The organism is Caulobacter sp. LjRoot300 (assembly GCF_964253875.1).
Taxonomy (GTDB): Bacteria; Pseudomonadota; Alphaproteobacteria; order Caulobacterales; family Caulobacteraceae; genus Caulobacter.
Genome location: NZ_CAXUSA020000003.1, coordinates 826,947 through 848,481, shown reverse-complemented (window position 1 = coordinate 848,481; position 21,535 = coordinate 826,947). Strand labels below are relative to the sequence as shown.

Sequence of the window (21,535 nt, the reverse complement as noted above, 5' to 3'; positions counted from 1 at the left end):
TTGGAATGATCGAATGAACGATGCGGATCAGAACTGGAAGCCGATGCCGACATTGGCGCCGGTGCGTTCCTGGGTGTCGTAGGTCGCGCCCGCCTTGAGGATGGTGCGGCCGTCGTCCATGATCCGCGAAAGGCCCATGGCGAAGGCCGATTGCCCGCCATAGGTCCCCGCGCCCAGGGCGAACATGCTGCGGCCCGGTTCGTAGGCCTGGGGCAGGCCCGCCGCCGCCAGCGCGCCAGCGGTCCCGGCGAAGGACTCGCGCCGCGCTTGCGACATGTCGACCACGAAGCCCTGCAGCCGCGCGTCGGTATAGGCGTTGGCGGTGGAGACAGCGTTCGACAGCCCGTCGTTGAGCTGCTGGACATTGACCGCGTCGGTCGGCGCCACGCCGGCGGCGACATTGTGCAGCGTCGTGGCCTGGCCGCCCGGATTGAACGTCACCGCGTTGTGGCCGGCGTCGTACTGCACCGAATTGCTGGCCAACTGCTGGGTCGGGTAGAGCTGCGAGCCGTTGACCGCGTCGGTCGAGGTGGCGGTCACGGCGCCGGCCCCGACGTTGCGGACCACATTGCCGCCCATGTCCACGCTGGTGTTCTGGCCCACGGCCAGACCGCCATTGGCGTTGATCACCCCGCTGAAGGTCGGGTTGTCGGCCATGGCGATCTGCAGCTGGTTGCCGTTGAGCGTCACCACGGTGTTCGTGCCCGCCGTCACGTTGAGCGTGCCGTTCGAGGGGACGTTGGTGGCCGGGCCGCCATTGGCCTGGATGTTCCACCCCGCCCCCGCCGTCTGGTTCAGGGCCTGCAGCGCGTCGTTGACGTTGCTGTAGTTGTTGCCGCCGACGTTGAGGCTGGTCGTCACCGTTCCCGTGCTGCTGTCGTAGGTGGAATTGCCGCCCAGGCCGGCCGCCACGCTGCCGCCGAGGTTGGTGACATTGCCCTCGACCGTAGTCACGCGGTTGTCGAGATTGGTCACCGCCGTCGTCTGGGCGCCCAGGGCGTCCCCGACATTGGTGTAGGTGTTCCCGCCCACCGTGTAGGTGGGCGCGGTATAGGCTCCGGTCGTCGAATTGTAGGACGCCCCGCCGCCCAGGGCGGTGGCGGTGTTCTGGGCCACTTGATTGAGTTGGCTGACATTGACCGCGTCGGTCGGGGCCGAACCGGCCGCGACATTGGTGATCTGCCGCTCGGCGCCGGCGCTGCCCACCGACACCTCGCCGACCGAGGTCTGCGGCGCGGCCAGGCCATAACCGGCATAGCCAGTCTGCGCGCCGACCGCCGTGGTCGAGCCCGAGCCCAGCGCCACGCTGCCCGCGAAGCTGGCGTTGGCGCCGGCTCCCAAGGCCAGGGCCTGGATGCCGTTCGCGACCGAATTGGTCCCCAGCGCCACCCCGTCGGCCAGATTTACCGTCGCGTTCTGACCGAGGGCCACGCCGCCCGGGGCCGTGATCTGGACGACGGCGCCGTTGCCAAGACCGACGCCGTTGTCGCCATTGACCGTGGTCCGCGGGCCGATGGCCACGGAGTCGGCGCCGACGGCCAGCGAGTCCGACGCCGTCGAATTGGCGTGGAAATACTGGATCGGCGTCACCGAGAAGGAACTCAGCGCCCCCTTCAGCTGCCGCAGGGTCACCGCGTCTTGGTCCAGGGTGCCGTCGGCGACGTTGGTGATCTGGCGATAGCTGGTGGCGTTGCCCACCGACAGAGCCCCCAGCAGCGTCAGGTCGCTGGTGTTGTACGGCACCAGGTTGGTGCCGACGACGATGCTGCCCGAGGTCGGGGCGATGGCGCGGTCTGAGACCGATCCGGAGCCCAGCGCGATGCCGCCGAGGATGCTGGACTGGGCCCCGCGGCCCAGGGCCACGGCGTCGCCGGCCGTCGTGCGCGCTTCATAGCCCAGCGCGGTGGAGCCCACAGCCTGGGCGAAGGCGTCACTTTGGGTCAGCCCGACTTCGTTGGTGCGGGCGTAGCGGATGCCCACGCCGTTGGCGTCGGTATAGGCGGTGGAGGTGTCGCCGGCGATGTTGGTCAGCGCGCCGCCCATATTGGCGATGTCGGTGGTGTTCTGGGTGACCTGGGTTCCGAGATTGGTGATGTCGGTGGTGTTGTTGTTGATCGCCGTGGTGTTGCCGGCGATGTCGCTCGTGTTCTGGGTGACCTGGTTGCCCAGGTTGGTGATGTCGGTGGTGTTCTGGGTGACTTGGTTGCCCAGGTTGGTGATGTCGCTCGTGTTCTGGGTGACCTGGGCGCCGAGATTGGTGATGGCGGTCGTGTTGTTGCCGATGGCCGTGGTGTTGGCCGTCACCTGGGTATTGGTGGCGAACAGCTGCGAGCCGTTGATCGCGTCGGTCGAGCCGCCGTTGATCCGGCCTGCCGCCAGGTTGGTCAGCGTGCGCTCGGCGCCGACCGCGCCGATGCTGATCGTCGAGCCCGGGGTCGTGCCGGCGAAGGCGTAGGTCACGCCGCCGATCACCGTGCTCGCGGTGCCCACCGCGGCGTCGGTGGTCGAGCCCGCGCCGAGGGCCACGCTGCCCGCGAAGCCGGCGTTGGCGCCGGCCCCCAGGGCCAGGGCCTGGATGCCGTTGGAGACCGAATTGGTCCCCAGGGCCACGCCGTCGGCCAGGTTCACCGTGGCGTTCTGGCCGATCGCGGTTCCGCCCGGGGCGGTGATCTGGACGACCGCGCCGTTACCGAGGCCGACGCCATTGTCGCCGTTGACCGTGGTCTGCGGACCGATGGCCACGGATTCAGCGCCGCCGGCCAGGGAGTCCGACGCCGTCGAATTGGCGTGGAAGTACTGGATCGGCGTCACCGAGAACGAGCTCATCGCCCCCTTCAGCTGGCGCAAGGTCACCGCATCCTGGTCCAGGGTGCCGTCGGCGACGTTGGTGATCTGGCGATAGCTGGTGGCGTTGCCGACCGACAGAGCGCCCAGCAGCGTCAGGTCGCTGGTGTTGTAGGGCACCAGGTTGGTGCCGACGATGATGCTGCCCGAGGTCGGGGCGATGGCCCGGTCGGACAGCGAACCGGAGCCCAGCGCAATCCCGCCCAGGATGCTGGACTGGGCCCCGCGACCCAGCGCCACCGCGTCGCCGGCCGTCGTGCGCGCTTCGTAACCCAGCGCGGTGGAGCCTGCCGCCTGGGCGAAGGCGTCGCTCTGCGTCAGCCCGACTTCGTTGGTGCGGGCGTAGCGGATGCCGTCACCGTTGGCGTCCGTATAGGCGCTCGACGTGTCGCCGGCGATGTTGGTGATCGCGCCGCCGAAATTGGCGATGTCGGTGGTGTTCTGGGTGACCTGGTTGCCCAGATTGGTGACGGTGGTCCCCAGGTTGGCGATGTCGGTGGTGTTGCTGGTCACCTGGGTATTGGTGGCGAACAGTTGCGAGCCGTTGATCGCGTCGGTCGAGGCGTTCGAGATTCGGCCCGCCGCCAGGTTGGTCAGGGTGCGTTCGGCGCCGGCCGCGCCGATGCTCACCGTCGAGCCCGGCGTCGCCGTGCCGGCGAAGTTGTAGGTCGTCCCGCCGATCACCGTGCTGGTCGTGCCCACCGCCGTCGCGGTGACCGAGCCCGAGCCCAGGGCCACGTCGCCAGCGCTGGCGGTCGCGGTCGCGCCGTCGCCGAGCGCGACATTGCCCGCCAGCCCGGCCGCCCCGGCGGTCGAGCCGTTGCCGAGCGCGACGCTGCCCTGGCCGATGGCGCGGTTGTTGTTGCCGATCGCGACCGCGCCGTTGGCCTGGTTGGCGGCCGTCGCCGTGGTGGTCCCGTCGCTGTTGGCGATGTTGTTGGCCCCGCCGGTGAAGGCGCCCGTGCCGCTGGCGTAGCTGGGGTCGCCGATCGACACCGCGCCGTCGCCGAAGGCGGTGTTCGACCGCCCGATCGCCACCGCCCCGCCGCCGGCCGTGCCGGCGTTGGCAGTGCTCAGATTGCCGATGGCGACGTTGACGCCGGTCGCGCCGGTGCTGGCGAGGTCGCCCACCGCGACCGAGGACGCGCTGCCGGTCGTGGACCGGTAGCCGAGAGCGACAGAATTGGCGAAGCCGGCGACCGTGTTCTGGCCGATGGCGATGGCGCGTTGCGCGCTCGCCAGGGCCGCGATGCCTGAGCCGGCCGTGCCACCACCGCCGCCGATCGCGATGGCTCCGCCGTTTGTCGCGCTGGCGCCTTGGCCGGATACGGTCCCGGCCCCGATGGCGACAGTGAAGGCGTTGGTCGCGGACGCCGATTGGCCGAGTGCAGTCGCTCCTACAGCGAGTGCGGAAGCGTTCGCGCCGATCGCCGCCGCGCCGTCGTTGCTGGTCCGGGCCAAGTCGCCGATCGCAATCGTGCGGTTACCCGAGGGACCGGTGAGGAGATTGGAAGCGCCATTGCCGATGGCCACGCTATTGCTGCCGGCCGAAGCGGCGCCCACTCCCATGGCGACCGAATTCGTCCCAGTCGCGCCGTTGTTGCTGTAGTTGCCCCCGGTGACGCCGCCGTCATTGACGCTGAGATAGTGGATGGTGGTCGCGTTGAGCGTCGTGGCCAGGCTGTTGACCGCCTGGTTGGTGGCGAACAGTTGCGAGCCGTTGATCGCGTCGGTCGAGCCGCCCGAGATCCGGCCCGCCGCCAGGTTGGTCAGGGTGCGCTCGGCGCCGGCCGCGCCGATGCTCACCGTCGAACTCGGCGTCGCGGTGCCGGCGAAGTTGTAGGTCGTCCCGCCGATCACCGTGCTGGTCGTGCCCACCGCAGTCGCGGTGACCGAGCCCGAGCCCAGGGCGACGTCGCCGGCGTTGTTGGCCGTCGCGGTGTCGCCGAAGGCCAGCGCGCCGGCGGCGCCCGCGCGGCTGGCGTTGCCCAGCGCCACCGAGCCCTGGCCGACCGCGACGTTGTTGTTGCCGATGGCGACCGCGCCGTTGGCCGCATTGGCCGCCGTGGCGGTTTGCGTGCCGTCGGCGTTGGCGATGTTGTTGGCGCCGCCGGTGAAGGCGCCCGTGCCGCTGGCATAGCTCGGATCGCCGATGGCGACCGCGCCGTCGCCATAGGCGGCGTTGCCGGCCCCGATGGCGACCGCCTTGCCGCCCGTGGCGTTCGCGCCGGTGCCGATGGCCACGGCGTCGGCGGTGTCGGCCACCGCGGTCGTGCCCATGGCGATGGCGTTGGAGCCGCCCGCGAAGGAACTGTCCCCGATCGCGACCGCGCTGCCCGTCCCGCCGTTCAGCGTGCCGTCGGTCACGGCGTTGAAGCCCAGGGCGACGTCGTTGGTGGCGGAAGCCAAGGCGTTCGAGCCGACGGCGGTGGCGCTCGCGCCCGAAGCGACGGCGAGGCGGCCGATCGCCGTGGTGTCGGCCTGGGTCGCCTTCACTTCCGTGCCGATGGCGACGGCGTTCACGGCAAGGGCGCCCGTGCCCGCCTGAGTGCGCGTGCCGAGATAGATGGAGTTCGCGCCGCTGGCGAGCGCGGTGTCGCCGAGGGCCAGCGCGCTCTGCCCGCTCGCTGAAGCGCTGACGCCCAGCGCGGTTGCGCGCGCGACGGACGCAAGAGCGTTGTTCCCGACCGCCACGGTCCCGACATCCGTACCCTGGGCTCCCGAGCCTACCGCGAGAGAACCGATGCCGCTCGACACGGATGCGTTGCCCAGGGCGAGCGCGAAGTTGGCCGAGGCGTTGGCGTTGGGGCCGAACGCGGCAGAGCTTGTCCCCGCCGCCTGGGAGCTTGTCCCGATCGCGGTGGCGAACTGGGCGGTCGCCTTGCTTGCGCGTCCCATCGCAAGGCTGTCGGCTGCGGATGCTGTCACATCCGTACCGATGGCGATGGCGCTCTGGCCGAGGGCGCCGGCTCCAGCGACGGTGCGCGAGCCGAGCGAGACAGAGTTTATGCCCGATGCGATTGTCCCAAAGCCGATCGCCACGGCGTTCTGCTGGCTTGCGGTGGCGGTGCTGCCCTGGGCGATCGAATCGATTCCGGACGCGTTTGCCTGATACCCAAGCGCGAGGGTGCGCAACCCGCCAGCGACGGACTGATAGCCTCCCGCCCATGCGAAGTTGCCGCTGGCGGTGGCGCCGACGCCGACCGCGGTGGAGTTGCCGCCCGAGGCCAGGGAAGCGGTGCCCAGCGCGCTGGCCCCGGCTCCCGTGGCGTTGGCGTTGACGCCGATCGCGGTCGTATTGATGTTGTTCGAGACCGTGCCGGCGCCCAAGGCCACGGCGCCGCCAGGGCCCGTGGCCTGCGCGCCCTGACCGATCGCCACCGTATATTGCGACGACGAGACGGTTGAGGTTCCGATCGCAATCGCATTGACATTGGAGGCCGTCGAACTCGAACCGATGGCGATGGAGCCGCCGCCCGTCGCAGAGCCGCCGGCGACCTGGTATTGCGCCTGGGCCGGAGCGGAGAGGCCGAGCGCCAGGATCGCGGCCAGGCCGCCGAGCGCGCCGGCCGGGCGCAGCCCGCCGCCGACTCCGAGGGTCCCGAGTCCCAGACCCTTGCGGTTGACGCCGAGCACCTGGTGGGCCCGGCGCAGGATCGCCATCAGCCGGCGAAGTTGCGACCAGCCCCGGCCGCCCCCGCCCATCCAGTTGCGCACGAAGCCGGCGCCGCGACGTTTCTTCGACACGTAGGTATTCATGGCAACGCTACCCCTCAATGTCGGCCCGCCAGCCCTTCTGGGCGTCGGCGAGAGCCGCGATCTGGGCCCGGTTCACTTCTCCCGTGCGGACGGGCCGCCTCTCCGCACGGTCGATCTTGCAAACTCGCTTCGCCTGGCTGGCGAGCGCGGCTTCATCGGCGCTGGGTCATTCCGGACAGGGTCACCACCACGCAGGCGGCGCCGCTGGGGATCATCAGCGCCTGGCCCTGGTTTCCGGCCAGCTGGTACCGCCAGACGCCCGAGAGGGCCTCGCCCGCGGTGCTCCCGGCCGGCAGCAGGCTGACGACCTCTGCGCAGGGCTTCTGGAAGGGCGCCACGCGCACCATGTAGCCTTCGCATCCGCCTTGGCCGGGCGCGGCGAGCACCACCCCGCCCGCCGGTCCCTTGAGGTCGGGCTGGTCGTAGGTCATGCCCAGGACGCCCTGGACGAGGTGGGCGTCGGGGGCGGTCTTGTCCGCCTCGGTCTTGACCGAATAGGCCGCGCCCCGGGTCAGGCCCTGGCCGAGCGCCTCGTAGAGATCCGCGCAGTTGCGCGCGCCGACCTTGTTGGCCTGGTCGCGGAAGACATCGACGCTGGCCGGCGCGACTTTCGCCGCCGCGGCGGCGACCGGCGCGACGGCGCACATATTGCCGATGAGCGCGAGCCCGAGAAGGGCCGAGAAGGCGCGACGTCGGGCATCGCTACCCACCAATACTCGAATCATCTTTGCCCTGAACTCCCGTCTGGCGCTGACCGTCGCGATGCCGGAGGCTTTCTTGCTCCGAAATGACGTCAGTTTCGCGCTTAAGTGGCAGATTTGGGCAAGCGAGCGGCCAAAACTCTTAACAAAAAGTTAATCTGAGAATGTTCACAGGCGGGGGTTTATCGATATCATCTGCTAATAGGTCCGAAATTTCAGTAAAACTGTACTATATGAAAGTAGACATTTGATGGTGCCGAGTGAACTACTGCCAACACACAGTGTGTCCTCAGAGAAATAGCCAATTTATCGCGTCATTTTTTAAATATTCCGCATTATATAGGTATATATAAGAGTATATCTCGCGCAACTGAAATGTGCATTTTCGACGAGGTGATCCATCTGGGCCGATTGGCGCCAATCGAATGTTTTGTGCAAATTCGTGCTCCAGATATGTAGTATAAATCGTATACTTAGCGATACCTTTATGACTATATCGGGTGAATTCATGTCCAGTGTCGTTGGTGTTTGTCGCTCATTCTTGGGATATTTTGTATAGATGTGGACTTTCCAAAGTTCACCGTGATGGGGCTTGTGCTATACGCGAGCGGGCGAAGATTTCTGAAAAATTCTCGGAAAATAATTCCGCTATAACGTGATCATGGTTAAATCATGCGACCAGTCGGCGGTTGTTTTTACATATCCGTCAAGAATGGAAGCTTTCATCCTCTTTCGGCGTAAGCGATCGGCGCAAATGACCCGGGGATTGATGTATATAATCAGAATTGGAAAGTAAATTAATGTTACATTGTAAGTATATGTGATTTATTTGCGCGATATAGACGGATTTTATCAAAAATTGATGCCGAAATGGCAAGATTATTATCGATAAAGTCGTCCTCTTGAGAATTTGAGGTTGGGCGATGTTTAAAACGGCGGTTTGCTTAATGGCCGCCGCCGCAAAGGCGAGTACTGGCGAGAGGCTAGCGGGGAGAGTGTGAGCGACCCGCATCTGGCCCAGATCGCCCCGCGAGCCGAGGCTCGATCGCTACGGTGGTGTGGAGCGGATACGGGCCGGCGTCGGCCTTCGCGGGTCGCGGATTCCAGGAAGCCTATCTTCGAGGCGCAGATCCGAGCGCCGCGTCGAGTTCCGCGCGGGCCATCTCCATGTCTTTCCGGAAGATCGGCGAGGCGTGTTCCGCCGCATAGATCACCGCGCCGGCCTGGAGGCCCGCTTCCGCCGCGCTGAAGGTGTGCGAGCCGCAGACATAGCGGCTTTCGGCATACTCCCGGCCGCGCGCGTACAGGGCGGCGGCGCGCGAAGGCGCCAGTTCGGCCAGGATCATCGCGACCTGCTCGCCGTGGGCGGCATGCCCGGAAGGGTAGTCCGGATTGCTGGCCAGGTGATCGCTTCTGGCCTCGCAGATCGGGGCGGCGTCCTTGCCGATATAGGGCCGCCTGGTTCCCCAATAGGTCTTGGCCAGGCCGACCACCGAGCGATCCTCGCCGGCCCTTTCCAGGAGGGCGGTCAGGACCGGCGCGCTCTGAGGCGTCAGCCGCACGCCCAGGGCCTGGGCGAAGTGATCGTACATGGCGCCGTCGACGTCGGCGGTCGCCAGGGTCCAGCGAGGCGTGTCCTTCAGGGCGCGGGTCTGGTCGAAGATCGCGGCGTCGGCGACGGCGAGGGGCGAACCGGCTGCGGGGGGCGGCGCCAGAATCGTCGCCAGGTCGGGTCGGTCCTGGGGCGAGAGGTAGCCGCGCGCCGGGACGCCGGGCTGTGCCTCCAACGCCAGGCCGTCGCAACGATCGGCGGCCCGCATGGGGTTGCAGACGGCGACGTCGCCCCCGGCCAGCCGCACCGTGTAGCCGCCGGGCAGGCGCGGGTCGGGCCAGACGTAGTCGGTCGAGACATATTGCGCGCCGCTGGTCAGGGCGGCGCTGCGCTGTCTCACGTCATTGGTGCGCGCGGCCCAGGTGTCGGCGTCGGCGCGCGTGCGGACGATGAAACCGGCCTTCACGGCGGCGGCGATGCGGTCCTTCTCGGCGATCGGGTCGTTGAGCGTCAGATAGGCCGCCGCCGGCGAGGCCTCGTCGGTGTTGACGAACATCGCTCGGCCTTCCAGCGAGCGTCGCGCGCCGCGATAGAGCGCCACCTTGGTCGGGCTTTCGTCCAGGGCGAAGAACACCTTGCCGCGCGCGGCGGACAGGCTGGGCCAGCCGTCGGCCAGGATCGCCTCGCGCAGGGTGGCGCGCCGGCCGCGCACCTGGTCGGGCGTGATCAGCTGGTCGTCGCCGAAGACCGAGCGGATCTCGGCGTCGAGCGCGTCGAACGTCTTTTCGTCGAAGGGCAGGGGGGTGACGCCGCCGGGCAGGCTGGCCTGGCCGTCCTTGGCGTTGAGCAGGATCAGGATCGGCACGTGGCCGGGATGGGCCTTGGACCAGGCCTTCACCTGCGTCAGGCACGCGACGAAGGTCACGCAGGAGCTGCGGAAGTCGACGTCCGGCATGTGCAGGACCTTGAAGCCCGGCCGGGCCAGGGCCTCGGCGGCGCTGGGCGCCAGCACCGTCCCGCGCCCCAGGGCCGTCAGGGGCTTGGCGTAGAGTCCGCCGCCCGGGTCGGCGACCACGTCGATCTCCAGTTGCCTGGCGCCGGCGTCCAGCTGTTCGGCCAGCGGCCGGTGGGCGTAGTCGATACCCAAGGCGGCCTGTCCGCGCGCGGCGACCATGGCCGCCATCTCCTCGGGCGGAACGGCCAGCTTGTAGCTGTTGTGCGTGCCGACCGCGGTCAGGTCGTTCATGCGCAGCTCGGCGGCGGCGGGACTGGCGCCCATCAGAAGCGCGGCGACGAGACTCAGCATGGGGCCCTCCGAAGATCGCGGTCCGACTAGCCACGCTCGATGACGGTTTCGCGTCGGTGCTCGGGCGCCCGCCCGCCGTCGTCACAAACCCTTATTCGAAACGAGAACCCAGAGTCACGGAACACCCCTAACGCCCGGCCTCTCGCCGGACGTCCAGCCTGGGCCTTCTCCCTCCGGCGCCAGTACAGGGGGTTTTCCAATGTCACCTATCAAGAAGACGCTTGTGATGGGCGCCGCGGTCGGGGTCCTCGCCACGGTCCTGTTCGCCGGATCGGTCCAGGCGGCCGACGTCGCGCCGGCGGCTTCCTCGGCCGACAACGCCGTCGACGAGGTCGTCGTCCAGGGCTTCCGCAAGTCGCTCGGCGCGGCGCGCCTGGCCAAGAAGGACAGCGCCATCGTCGCCGACGTGATCGTCGCCGAGGACATGGCCAAGTTCCCCGATCTCAACCTGGCGGAGTCGCTGCAGCGCCTGCCGGGCGTGGCCATCAACCGCGAAGGCGGCGAGGGCCGTCGCGTCTCGCTGCGCGGCCTGGGTCCCGACTTCACCCGTGTGCAGTTGAACGGCATGGAAGTGCTGGGCAACGTCGACTCGCCGATGGACAGCCGGGGCCAGACCTCGCGCGACCGGGCGTTCGACTTCAACATCTTCGCCTCGGAACTGTTCTCGAAGGTGGACGTGCGCAAGTCGTTCTCGGCCGAACAGGACGAGGGCGGCATGGCCGGTACGGTCGGCCTCTACACCGCCAAGCCGTTCGACTATTCCGGGACCAAGGGCGCCCTGTCGCTGCAGGGCGGCACCAACAGCGCCACCAAGGACTTCCAGCCGCGCGGCGCGGCGATGTTCAGCAAGAACTGGGACGACAGGTTCGGCGTCCTGGTCTCGGTGGCCTATTCCAAGCGCCAGACGCAGGAGCAGGGCTACAACACCTACGCCGCCCCGACGACCAAGGCCCTCGCCGCCAACGTCGTCAATCTCAGCGCCGGCGACCAGGCCAAGGCGACGAACGGCGAGCTGATCTTCCAGCGCGGCAACCGCCTGACGGCATGGGGTTCGGACCAGGAGCGCCTGGGCGTGACGGGCGCTCTGCAATGGCGGCCGGTCGAGAACGTCACCCTGACCCTGGACGCCCTGCACGGCAAGTTCACCAACGACCGCAGCGAGAACAGCCTGGCCACCCGCGCCACCCTGAACTCGACCATCCTGGGTGCGGCCACGCCGCACTCGGGGACCCTGGTCAGCCCGCCGCCGGTGCTGAATTCGATCCAGTACGACCGGTACAATTCGGTGATCTACGCCGACGTCGACAACACCGTCTTCGCCACCGAGACCCGTCGCCAGCAGACCAAGAACACCTTCGACCAGCTGGTGCTGACCGGCGAGTGGAAGATCACCGACAAGCTGACCCTCGACGGTCACATCGGCCGGGAGACTTCGGACTACGACATCCCGATCTCCGACAAGTTCTACACCGAGGCGTTCGGCGGCCTGATCACCGACTATCGTGGCGACACCGGCCACAACACCTACAAGTGGAACACCACCGATCCCAATAACTACCGGGCCCACGAGATCGACTTCTCGGCCACCTACCAGAGCACCGAGCTGAAGAACGGCGAGCTGAACGGGGCCTGGGCCTTCAATGACGCCCTGACCTTGAAGGGCGGCGTCTCGTATCGCGGTTTCACGAATTCGGGCTTCAGCCAGACCAATGACGACGTGAACAAGACGGCCTGGGAAAAGGGAACCCTGGATGACCGGGTGACCAGCTACTACACGATCTTCGACAAGCACCACGACCAGTCGTGGGTGAACGTCGACTTCGACAAGGCCCTGGCCGCCTACAACGTCACCCGCGTGCTCGGCGCGCCCAAGAGCATCTACGAGGTCAAGGAAGACACCCAGGCCGGCTACGTCCAACTGGACTGGAAGGCCACCCTGTTCGGCAAGCCGCTGCGCGGCAACGCCGGCCTGCGCGGCTACGACACCGAACTGACCTCGTTGGGTGTCATGGCGGTCAAGGGCGTCAACACCCCGACCGAGGCCAAGAAGAAGTATTCCGGCGTGCTGCCGGCCTTCAACGCCGTGCTGGAAGTGTCGGACCAGTTCCAGATCCGCGCCGCCGCCGCCCAGAACATCAACCGCCCGTCGCTGGCCGCCTATGCGATGAACGGCACGATCAGCGTCGATGGGAGCAACGTGACGGTGTCGACCGGCAATCCCAACCTAAACCCCTACACGTCGGACGAGTTCGACCTGTCGGCCGAATGGTACTTCGGCAGCATCGGCATGCTGACCGCTGGCGTCTTCCACAAGAAGATCGACGGCCTGGTCAGCAGCCAGACCGTCAACAACGTCACCTATGCCAGCACGGGCCTGGCCGAAGGGCTGTATCCGGGCGTCACAGGTTCGACGAACGTGGCGTCCTACACCCGGTCGGTGAACCTCAACGAAGCCACCCTGACCGGCCTGGAGCTCAGCGCCCAGAGCGACTTCTTCTTCCTGCCGGGTCCGTTCAAGAACATGGGCGTGGTGGCCAATGTCACCTTCATCGACTCCGAGACGACCAACCTGGTCAACGGCAAGAACCAGAAGGGCGCGATCTACGGGATGTCGGACCTGAACCACAACGTCACGCTCTATTACGAGACGGCCAGGTGGGGCGCGCGGATCTCCTCGAACTATCGCTCGGACTACACCATCGACAGCGGCGGTTTCAAAGCCACGACCTATATCGACGCGGCGGCCTTCTATCAGCTGACGCCGAGGATCCGCCTGTCGCTCGACGCCGTGAACCTGTCGAACGAACGGGAGTCCCAATACAACAGCTATAACAATGGGTTCGGCGCGACCGGCGCGCGCCGGCTGTGGAACGACACCACCAGCGGACGGACGGTGTTCATCGGCGCGAACATGCAGTTCTAGGCTTCCCAACGAGAGGCTTGGCGAGGCCGCTCGGACAGCGTTCCGGGCGGCCTTCGGGCCGCCTGATCATTCGCGAGGGCGGTTCCGGTATGGCCCTGGCCGAAAACGGCCGTGCTGCTCAGTAGCTGGAACGCCGCCTGGCGATCAGGAACAACACGACGCAGGCCAGCAGGACGCCGATCGAAAACCACGCCCGCGAGGTGTCCTGGGCCTGGGAACTGGGAATCTCGCGCACGAAAGCCGCCTGACCAAAGGCCAGCAGCGCCAATGACGCCGCCGCGGTTCCCGCAATGGACTTGCTTTTGCTCATCGTCGCTTCCCAACTCGATACATTAGGTCGGCGCGGTGCATGGATGGCGCCAGGACGGCTCGTCGGGATCGGGTCTCGGAAAGCGCTTTCCGGGGCTTAGAGATTGCTGTTGAGCTCCGCGACGACGTCATAGGCGTCGCCACGATAGTAGGACTGGGTGAATTCCGCCGCGCGGCCGTCGGGCAGAAAGCCGCGCCGTTCGATCAGCAATCCGGCGTCGCCCGGACGGACGCCGAGGGTCTCGGCCTGCTCCGGGGAAAAGGTGACGGCGCGGAGGCGCTGCAAGGCCCGCACGGGCCGATAGCCGGCCTTGTGCAGGGCGTCGTACAACGAATCCTCCACCACATCGAGGGACGGCAGGCAGTAGGCCGGGATGGTCGAATACTCCAACGCCATGGGGGCGTCGTCGGCATAGCGTATGCGGTGAAAACGGTAAACCGGCGTCCCGGGCGACAACACCAGGGACAGGGATTCCTCAGGCGTCACCGCCCCGAGCGAGCGGTTGATCCAGGCGCTGTGCGGGCGACGCCCCCGAGACAGCATGTCCTCCGAGAACGAAGACAGCTTGGAGAAGCTCTTCTCGACGCGGCCGGTGACGAAGGTGCCGGCGCCTCGGCGGCGGCTGAGAAGACCTTCCTCGACGAGGCCGCCCAGCGCCTTGCGCACGGTGATGCGCGAGACGGCGTATTCCTCGGCTAGGTCGCGCTCGGGGGGAATCGCCACGTCCGGCGTCAGGACGCGGCGCTTGATCGCGCTCCGCACCACACGCTGGAGCTGGAGGTAAAGCGGCGTCGTGTCGTCGGCTTCAAGTCGACCCACGATGTCGGAGAAGGACATGGAATTCCCTAGGTCTTTCATTCGGAGCGAGGTCTCGAGCTGTCGCGGGATCGGAATGGAGCGACCTGCTCCCTACCAATAAGAGGCGGGCGGGGAGGGATCATGCAGGGCGTCCTGGCGCGAGAACCAGCGATGCATACCACCCATGAGACCATTTTCAGCCCAAATAATAACTATCATCAATTTGCTTTAATTACTACGCCGGCTGCTCGGGCGCTCTGGTCAAGGGCAGATCGCAGCGCCAGCTCGTTCCCCCGACCTGCTGGGCGTGTCAAATATAACTGAACAATTCCAGATATTTACGAAAATATGGAATTTGATCTGCGCTACGCAAGCGCGGCGGGCTGTGGCAATTCGGTGCGCCTTTCAGAATTATATATGAAATTTAATTTACTAATTGACGAATGTGCGAGCCCAAACGTAGGCTCAGGCTCGCATCAGGTATCCCAATGGTCTTGGATTGGTATCTAGAGACCCTGGGGCGCTTGGGCGGCTGTCGTGGCGACGGTCTGGTGAGAGTGGGAGCTGCGGCGCCCAAGGGGAGGGGACTCAAAATGAGCCTCAGATCACATATTCTGCTGACGACCGCTTTGGCGGGGGTGTTCGTGGCCGGCGCGGCCTCGGCGCAGACGACGGGCGGGGCGACGACGGTTGACGAAGTGGTCGTCACCGGCATTCGCGAGAGCCTGAAGAAGTCGATCCAGCTCAAACGTGAAACCAACGCCATCGTCGAAGTGATCACGGCCGAGGCGGTCGGCAAGTTCCCTGACACCAACGTCGCCGAATCGCTTTCGCGTCTGCCCGGCGTCACCGTCGACCACCAGTTCGGTCAGGGCGAGCAGGTCTCCATCGCCGGCACCGAGCCGTCGCTGAACCGCATCTATGTCGATGGCCACGCCATCGCCTCGGCCGACTGGGGCGGCAACCCCTCGGACCGTTCGAGCCGGACCTTCAACTATTCGCTGCTGTCGCCGGACATCATCGGCCGCGCGGAACTCTACAAGACGCCGGAAGCCCGGCTCGACGAAGGCAGCCTGGGCGCCACCGTCATCATCCGTACGCGCAAGCCGCTGGACCTGGACCCCAACACCCTGAGCCTGTCGGGCGGCTACTCGTACAACGACCGCTCCGAGAAGGGGAACGGCAAGCTGTCGGGCCTCTACAGCTGGCGGAACGAGGCCGGCACCCTGGGCATCCTCGGCGCCGTGACCTATGACCGGGAAAACCTCAGCCGGGCGGGCGTAGCCGTCTACGGCTACAGCTCGGGCGGCGATTTCCTCAATAAGGACGACAACGGCAATATCATCGGCATGAAGTCGGCCAACGCCACGATCAACGGCGCGGCCCCCACCACGGCCAGCATGGCGGCGCTCAACGCGGCCCGCTATCCGGCGTTCCTGGCCCATGAATATTTCCAGCAGGTCCGCAAGCGCGTCGGCCTGTCCGGCGCGATCCAATGGAAGCCGGTCGACAGCGTTCAACTGACCCTGACGGGTCTTTCGATCCGCGGCCAGTACAACAATCTCAGCCAGTCGGAATACAGCTATAACGTCCGCGGCAATCTTCTCCAGAACGCGACCTTGGCCGACGGACTGGTCACGGCGGCCAGCTACGGCGCGGCAACCGGCAAAAACTGGAACGGCGAACTCGACACCAACTATCGCAAGACCCAGGTCAAGAACGACAGCATCAACCTGGACGGCAAGTGGACCGGCGACCTGTGGACGGTGTCGGCCAACACGGGCTATACCAAGGCCAGCGGCGGCAAGAACCCGGAATACCTGCTGAGCTTCCGCACCCTGCAAGGTTTCTCGTACGGCTTCGACGGCAAGAACACCGTCCTGAACTGGGCCAATCCGGGCACGGACGCGACCCAGTGGGTGGGCACCGCGCCGGCCGAGAACAGCGTGCAGAATGACCCGCGCGTGCTCGCCGCCAACGGCGGACAGCCGTTTACTGGCGCCCAGATCGGCGGGATCACCTACGCCGAAAAGACCATCGACAAGGAAAAATACGGCCAGGTCGACTTCACGCGCGACCTGGATCTTGGCCCGTTCACCAAGCTGCTGTTCGGCGCCAAGTACAGCGACCACGACAACAGCCAGACCACGATGGGTGGCGCGACCTTCACCAACCGCGCGTTCACCCTGGCCGACCTGGGCTCGTTCTCGACACCGGACGGCCTGTTCGACGGCCTGAACACCACCGGCAACGGCGTGCCGTTCGCCACCCTGTCCAAGGAAACGGTGATCAAGACCCTGGCCTCCGTGCCGGGGCAGACGATCAACGTCAACTGGGGCCTGGACACCGGGTCGTTCTTCCAGGTCAACGAGAAGAATACCGCCGCCTACGTCCAGGGCGACTTCAAGGGCGAGAAGTACCGCGGCAACATCGGCGGCCGTCTCGTCAAGACCGAGGACACCTCCACCTTCTACCTCTCGGAAACCAAGCCGGGCCCCAATCCGGGCGATCCGTCCACGACGACCACCAACCTGACGACGGTCAAGAACAGCAACACAAAGTTCCTGCCCGCCTTCAACTTCGCCTATGACGCCGGCGAGACGGTGGTGTTGCGCGCCGCCGCGGCCAAGGTCATCGCCCGGGCCCGCTATTCGGATCTTGCCGGCGCCTTCAGCCGTGACGACATCCGCCTGACGGCCGGCGGCGGCAACCCCGACCTGAAGCCCTACGAAGCGACCAATTTCGGTCTGTCGGCCGAATGGTACTTCGCACCGGGCGGCCTGCTGTCGGGCGAGGTCTTCTATCGCGACATCACCAACTATGTCGGCAACGAGTCGTCCAAGCAGGACCTGGCTGACTCGACCGGCAAGGTCCGGACCTACGACGTCTCGACGCCGGTCAACGGCGGCAAGGCCAAGGTCACGGGCTTCTCGCTCTCCTACCAGGCTGATCTGGGCTACGGCTTCGGCATTCAGTCGAACTACACCTTCACCTCGTCCGAGACGGACAACGGCCTCGGCATCCCCTTCCTGTCGCGCGACACGGTCAATCTCGTGCCGTACTACGAGCATGGCCCCTGGCAGGCCCGTCTCAGCTACAACTACCGTTCCAAGTACTTCAACCGGTTCGGTCGTCTGCAGTCGGCGGACTACAGCGACGCCTATACGCAGCTGGACTTCCAGGGCGCCTACAAGTTCACCGATCGCATGACGCTGACCTTGAACGCCTCGAACCTGCTGGATGAGACCTACTTCCAATACAGCTCGGTCAAGAGCGCGCCCACCGCGCTCTACAAGAACGGCCGCGTGGTCTCCCTGAACTTCAGCTACAAGATGTAGCTCTACTTTTCTCCCCGACTGGGCTGCCGTCGTGACTGCAAGACGGCGGCAGCCCTCTTTTTCTGGGGAAAACAGAAGTTTCGACATCACTGACGCCGGGCGAAGACTATGCCTGGCAAGGGCGGACCAAGGCGTAGGCTTGGTCCTTTTTGACGATCGGCCAGCAAGGCCGAAGCGGTGGGAGCGGGGATGAGGACGTTTGGCAATTTCCTACGCCTCCTGATCCTTGTCCTGACCCTGGGCGGCCACGCCGCCAACGCCGCCACGCGCCTTGATCTCAACGGCGCATGGCGCTTCCGAACCGACCCGAACGGCGACGGACTGTCTGCTGGCTGGCGCATGGGCCCGCCAGAGGGCGCCCGGACGGTCGCCGTGCCCCACACCTGGAACCTGGGCCAAGACCAGGCCTTCGACGGCGTCGGCTGGTACTTCAAGACCGTCGTCCTGCCTGAGGGCCTGGTGGGCCGGCATGTCGAGCTGAATTTCGACGGGACCTTCTACAAGAGCCGGGTCTTCGTGAACGGCGTCGAGGCCGGCGGCCACGAGGGCGGCTTCACGGCCTATCACCTGGACGTCAGCAAGCTGGTGCGGCCCGGCGAGAACCGCATCGCCGTCGCCATCGACAACCGGCCGAGTTTCGCCACCATCCCCGGCTACGCCATGCGGCTGCAAGCCTCGGGCAATGTCTGGTACGACTGGTGGCGAAATGGCGGCATCCTGCGCGACGTCTGGCTGAGCGTCGCCGACAAGGGCTTGATCCGCCAGCAGACGATCACCCAGACCCTATCCGCCGACCACGCGACCGCCACCGCCCGCGTGCGGGTCGAGAATGTCGATGCGACGTCCCGCGCCTATCGCCTGACGGCCGCCATCGAAGACCCCGAGGGCCGCGTCGTGGCCCGCGCCGAACAGTCCATGCGCGTCGCGGCGGGCGGCGCAGCCGAGCCCTCGCTCAGCCTGCGGGTCGAGCGGCCCCAGTTGTGGAACGTCGGCGCCGCCAAGCTCTATCGCCTGTCGACGCAGCTGCGCGACGAGGACGGGCGGCTGCTCGACGAGCGCGCCGATACGGTTGGCTTCCGCAGGATCGAGATCAGGGACCGCCGACTCTATGTGAACGGCCAGGCCGTGCGCTTGACCGGCATGACCCGCCACCAGGACTCCCCGTGGGAAGGCCAAGCCGAGAGCGCGGGCACGATCCGCCAGGATTGGAACGATCTGGCGGCCCTGCACGTCACCCTGACCCGGCCGGTGCACTATCCCCAGCCGCAGGCCGTGCTGGACGAGGCCGACCGCCAGGGCGTCCTGCTGGTCCCGGAAATCCCGATCTGGCAGATGACCGAGGCCCAGCTGGCCGATCCGCGCCTGCTGCCCCTGGCCAAGCGCCAGATGGACGAGATGATCGCCGAGGCCGGCAACCATCCCAGCGTGCTGGCCTGGAGCGTGATGAACGAGAGCGACGCCTCCAAGCCCGGCGGCCTGGCGTTCTTCCGCGCCATGAAGGCGCACATCAACGCGCTGGATCCCGGCCGCTTCGTGACCTTCGCCGATTCCGACGTCTCGATAGCGCCATGGAAACCGGCCCAGGCCCTGCGCGAAGCCGACTTTGTGATGGCCAACGCCTATTTCGGCACCTGGAGCGGCGGGGCCGGCTCGGTGGAAGCGTGGCTGGACTTCTTCGACAAGGCCTATCCCGACAAGATGCTGGTGATCTCGGAATTCGGCTGGCCGGGCCCGTTCTCGGCCGATTCCAAGGCCGCCGACGCGGCTCGGGTCGAGAACCTGCTGGGCCAGATGGCGGCGTTCGAGAAGCGCCCGTTCGTGGGCGGCGCGATCTTCTGGACCTACCAGGACTACCATTCCAACCGGAACCTCTATGCCGGGTCCGTCGACGGCTATGTGGATCACGGCGTGGTGGACGAGTACCGCCAGCGCAAGCCGTCCTACGCGGCCTGGGAGCAGCGAAACCGCGCGCTCGAGGTGTCGGTGTCCTGGACGGTGGGCGAGGGCGGTCTCAAGGGCTTCACCGCCAAGGTCGCGCCGCGCGGGGCGGGAACCCTGCCGTCCTATCCGTTCATTGGCCAGCGCGTCCGCTGGAAGGCGCTGGACCAGAACGGCGCGGTGGTCGCCGAGAGCCCGCCCACGGACCTCGACCTCTCGGCCCCCGCGATCGTCACCGGCGCATGGGACAAGCCGGTCGACGGGATCGTCCGTCTCAGCCTCGACGTCCTAACGCCGACCGGCGTGCGCGCCGGGGGCGAGACGGCGGAGTATCGACCTTTCAAGCTGGGCTCGGCGCCGTTCCCGCCCGATCCCGCGCAGCTTACCAGCAACCCGGCGGTGCGTTGATGTCCAAGACCGATCTGAACAGCCTCGATCGCCGCGCCTTCCTGGCCGTGGCCGCGGCGGGCGCGACGGCGGCGGTCGCCACGCCGGGCTCGGCGGCCGAGCCGGGCGTCTCCCCGACCGCGCCGACCGCCCAAACCCTCAGTCCGGAAAAGATCGACCAGGCCTGGCGCCGGGCGGCGGCCAAGTTCGACGCGCCGCGCGCCGCGGTGCTCAAGCGGGCCCGCGCCGTGGCCGCCAGCGGCCCGTTCCGCGCCGATTGGCCGTCGCTGAAGACCTATGAGCCGCCGCTCTGGTACCAGGACGCCAAGTTCGGGATCTTCATCCACTGGGGCGTCTATTCGGTGCCGGCTTTCGGCGGCGAATGGTACTCGCGGCTGATGTACCAGAAGGGCTCGAAGGAGTACGAGCACCACATCGCGACCTACGGTCCGCAGGACCGTTTCGGCTACAAGGACTTCATCCCGCAGTTCACCGCCAAGGCCCACGATCCGGCCGGCTGGGCCAAGCTCTTCAAGCAGGCCGGCGCGCGCTATGTCGTGCCGGTGGCCGAGCATCACGACGGCTATGCGATGTACGACAGCCGCCTGTCGGACTGGACCGCGGTCAAGACCGGCCCCAAGCGTGACCTGATCGGCGCCTTCGCCAAGGCCGCCCGGGCCGAGGGCCTGCACTTCGGCCTCTCCAGCCACCGCGCCGAGCACGACTGGTTCTTCGACGAGGGCCGCAAGATCCCCTCCGACGTCAATGATCCGCGCTATCTGGAGCTCTACGGCCCGGCCCAACTGCGCCTGTCGGGCAAGGACGACGCCGACCTCTATGGCGACTTCACCGCCGTCTCCCAGGCCTGGGTCGACGACTGGCTGGCGCGCACCGCCGAGCTGGTCGAGCTCTACGATCCCGAGCTGATCTATTTCGACTGGTGGATCGGCAAGGCCGAGTTCCGCGCCGCCCTGCCGGCGATGCTGGCCCAGTACTACAACGCCAAGGCCGCCCGGGGCCGCCAGGGCGTGGTCAACTACAAGCTGGGCTCGATGCCGGTCGGGGCCGGGGTGCTGGACATCGAGCGCGGCCAGGCGCCGGGCATCCAGCCGACCGCATGGCAGACCTGCACCTCGATCAGCGACAAGGCCTGGGGCTTCATCGAGAACGACACCTACAAGAGCGCCGGCCAGTTGATCCACCTGCTCGTCGATGTGGTCTCCAAGAACGGCAACCTGCTGCTCAATGTCGGCCCGCACGCCGATGGCAGCATCCCGCCGGCGGCCCGCGACACCCTGCTGGCCATGGGCCAGTGGCTGGACCTGAACGGCGAGGCGATCTACGGCTCGCGGCCCTGGCGGGTGTTCGGCGAGGGGCCGACCGAGATCGCCGACGGCTCGTTCCAGGAAACCAAGACCAAGCCCTACACGGCCAAGGACTTCCGGTTCACCACCCGGGATGGGCGGCTCTACGCTCTGCAGTTGAACGCGCCGGAAGGCGATCAGGCCCTGATCGCCTCGATCAAGCCGGCGGACCAGGTCCGCTCCGTCACCGCGCTCAGCACCGGCCGACCCGTCGCCTTCAGCCAGACGGCAGAGGGCCTGCGGCTGGCGGTCGGCGGACAGCCCGCCGGCCACGCCGCCTACGTCTACCGTATCGAACTCGCCTGAGTGAAAGAG

The 21,535-nt window shown here is 66.8% G+C and carries 8 protein-coding genes and 2 pseudogenes; 4 read left to right on the top strand and 6 right to left on the bottom strand.

From position 1 onward, the window contains the following. Positions 1 to 27 precede the first annotated feature (27 nt). The 4 genes and pseudogenes from ACSQ2G_RS13970 to ACSQ2G_RS13955 all read right to left on the bottom strand — a co-directional run. Complete coding sequence (locus tag ACSQ2G_RS13970; RefSeq protein ID WP_436031768.1) at positions 28 to 6,603, bottom strand: YadA-like family protein; 6,576 nt, start codon at positions 6,601 to 6,603, stop codon at positions 28 to 30. Positions 6,604 to 6,755: 152 nt separating this feature from the next. After that, complete coding sequence (locus ACSQ2G_RS13965; RefSeq protein ID WP_436031767.1) at positions 6,756 to 7,313, bottom strand: hypothetical protein; 558 nt, start codon at positions 7,311 to 7,313, stop codon at positions 6,756 to 6,758. A gap of 1,103 nt (positions 7,314 to 8,416) precedes the next feature. After that, positions 8,417 to 8,896 (bottom strand): phosphatase PAP2 family protein, encoded by a 480-nt coding sequence (locus tag ACSQ2G_RS13960; RefSeq protein ID WP_436031978.1) that lies wholly within the window; start codon positions 8,894 to 8,896, stop codon positions 8,417 to 8,419. Positions 8,897 to 9,079: 183 nt separating this feature from the next. Then, positions 9,080 to 10,162: pseudogene (locus tag ACSQ2G_RS13955) on the bottom strand (phosphatidylinositol-specific phospholipase C1-like protein); the annotation flags it as partial. A gap of 39 nt (positions 10,163 to 10,201) precedes the next feature. Between ACSQ2G_RS13955 and ACSQ2G_RS13950 the strand changes: the two are divergent. Then, positions 10,202 to 13,085: pseudogene (locus tag ACSQ2G_RS13950) on the top strand (TonB-dependent receptor). 118 nt (positions 13,086 to 13,203) lie between these two features. Here ACSQ2G_RS13950 and ACSQ2G_RS13945 read toward each other — a convergent pair. Together ACSQ2G_RS13945 and ACSQ2G_RS13940 are read right to left on the bottom strand one after the other, a co-directional pair. Next, the gene (locus ACSQ2G_RS13945; protein WP_436031765.1) at positions 13,204 to 13,395 is read right to left on the bottom strand and encodes a hypothetical protein; all 192 of its coding nucleotides are present in this window, start codon (positions 13,393 to 13,395) and stop codon (positions 13,204 to 13,206) included. A 96-nt stretch (positions 13,396 to 13,491) separates the two neighbouring features. Next, positions 13,492 to 14,232 carry a GntR family transcriptional regulator gene (locus ACSQ2G_RS13940; RefSeq protein WP_436031763.1) on the bottom strand — a complete coding sequence of 247 codons (741 nt, stop codon included), beginning with the start codon at positions 14,230 to 14,232 and terminating at the stop codon, positions 13,492 to 13,494. Between the two features lie 554 nt (positions 14,233 to 14,786). On the opposite strand from ACSQ2G_RS13940, the gene ACSQ2G_RS13935 reads away from it, so the two are divergent. From ACSQ2G_RS13935 to ACSQ2G_RS13925, 3 genes are all read left to right on the top strand, one after another. Beyond that, entirely contained in the window at positions 14,787 to 17,531 is a 2,745-nt protein-coding gene (locus tag ACSQ2G_RS13935) for a TonB-dependent receptor (protein WP_436031761.1), read from the top strand. 189 nt (positions 17,532 to 17,720) lie between these two features. Next, positions 17,721 to 19,877 (top strand): glycoside hydrolase family 2 protein, encoded by a 2,157-nt coding sequence (locus ACSQ2G_RS13930; RefSeq protein ID WP_436031759.1) that lies wholly within the window; start codon positions 17,721 to 17,723, stop codon positions 19,875 to 19,877. Continuing rightward, positions 19,877 to 21,526 carry an alpha-L-fucosidase gene (locus ACSQ2G_RS13925; RefSeq protein ID WP_436031757.1) on the top strand — a complete coding sequence of 550 codons (1,650 nt, stop codon included), beginning with the start codon at positions 19,877 to 19,879 and terminating at the stop codon, positions 21,524 to 21,526. Before ACSQ2G_RS13930 ends, ACSQ2G_RS13925 begins: the two co-directional genes overlap by 1 nt. Positions 21,527 to 21,535: the final 9 nt, after the last annotated feature.

Coding starts and splice junctions, on each gene's coding strand:
- ACSQ2G_RS13970 (WP_436031768.1), bottom strand. CDS start 6,603: ATGAATACCTACGTGTCGAAGAAACGTCGCGGCGCCGGCTTCGTGCGC.
- ACSQ2G_RS13960 (WP_436031978.1), bottom strand. CDS start 8,896: ATGTACGATCACTTCGCCCAGGCCCTGGGCGTGCGGCTGACGCCTCAG.
- ACSQ2G_RS13945 (WP_436031765.1), bottom strand. CDS start 13,395: ATGAGCAAAAGCAAGTCCATTGCGGGAACCGCGGCGGCGTCATTGGCG.
- ACSQ2G_RS13940 (WP_436031763.1), bottom strand. CDS start 14,232: ATGTCCTTCTCCGACATCGTGGGTCGACTTGAAGCCGACGACACGACG.
- ACSQ2G_RS13935 (WP_436031761.1), top strand. CDS start 14,787: ATGAGCCTCAGATCACATATTCTGCTGACGACCGCTTTGGCGGGGGTG.
- ACSQ2G_RS13930 (WP_436031759.1), top strand. CDS start 17,721: ATGAGGACGTTTGGCAATTTCCTACGCCTCCTGATCCTTGTCCTGACC.
- ACSQ2G_RS13925 (WP_436031757.1), top strand. CDS start 19,877: ATGTCCAAGACCGATCTGAACAGCCTCGATCGCCGCGCCTTCCTGGCC.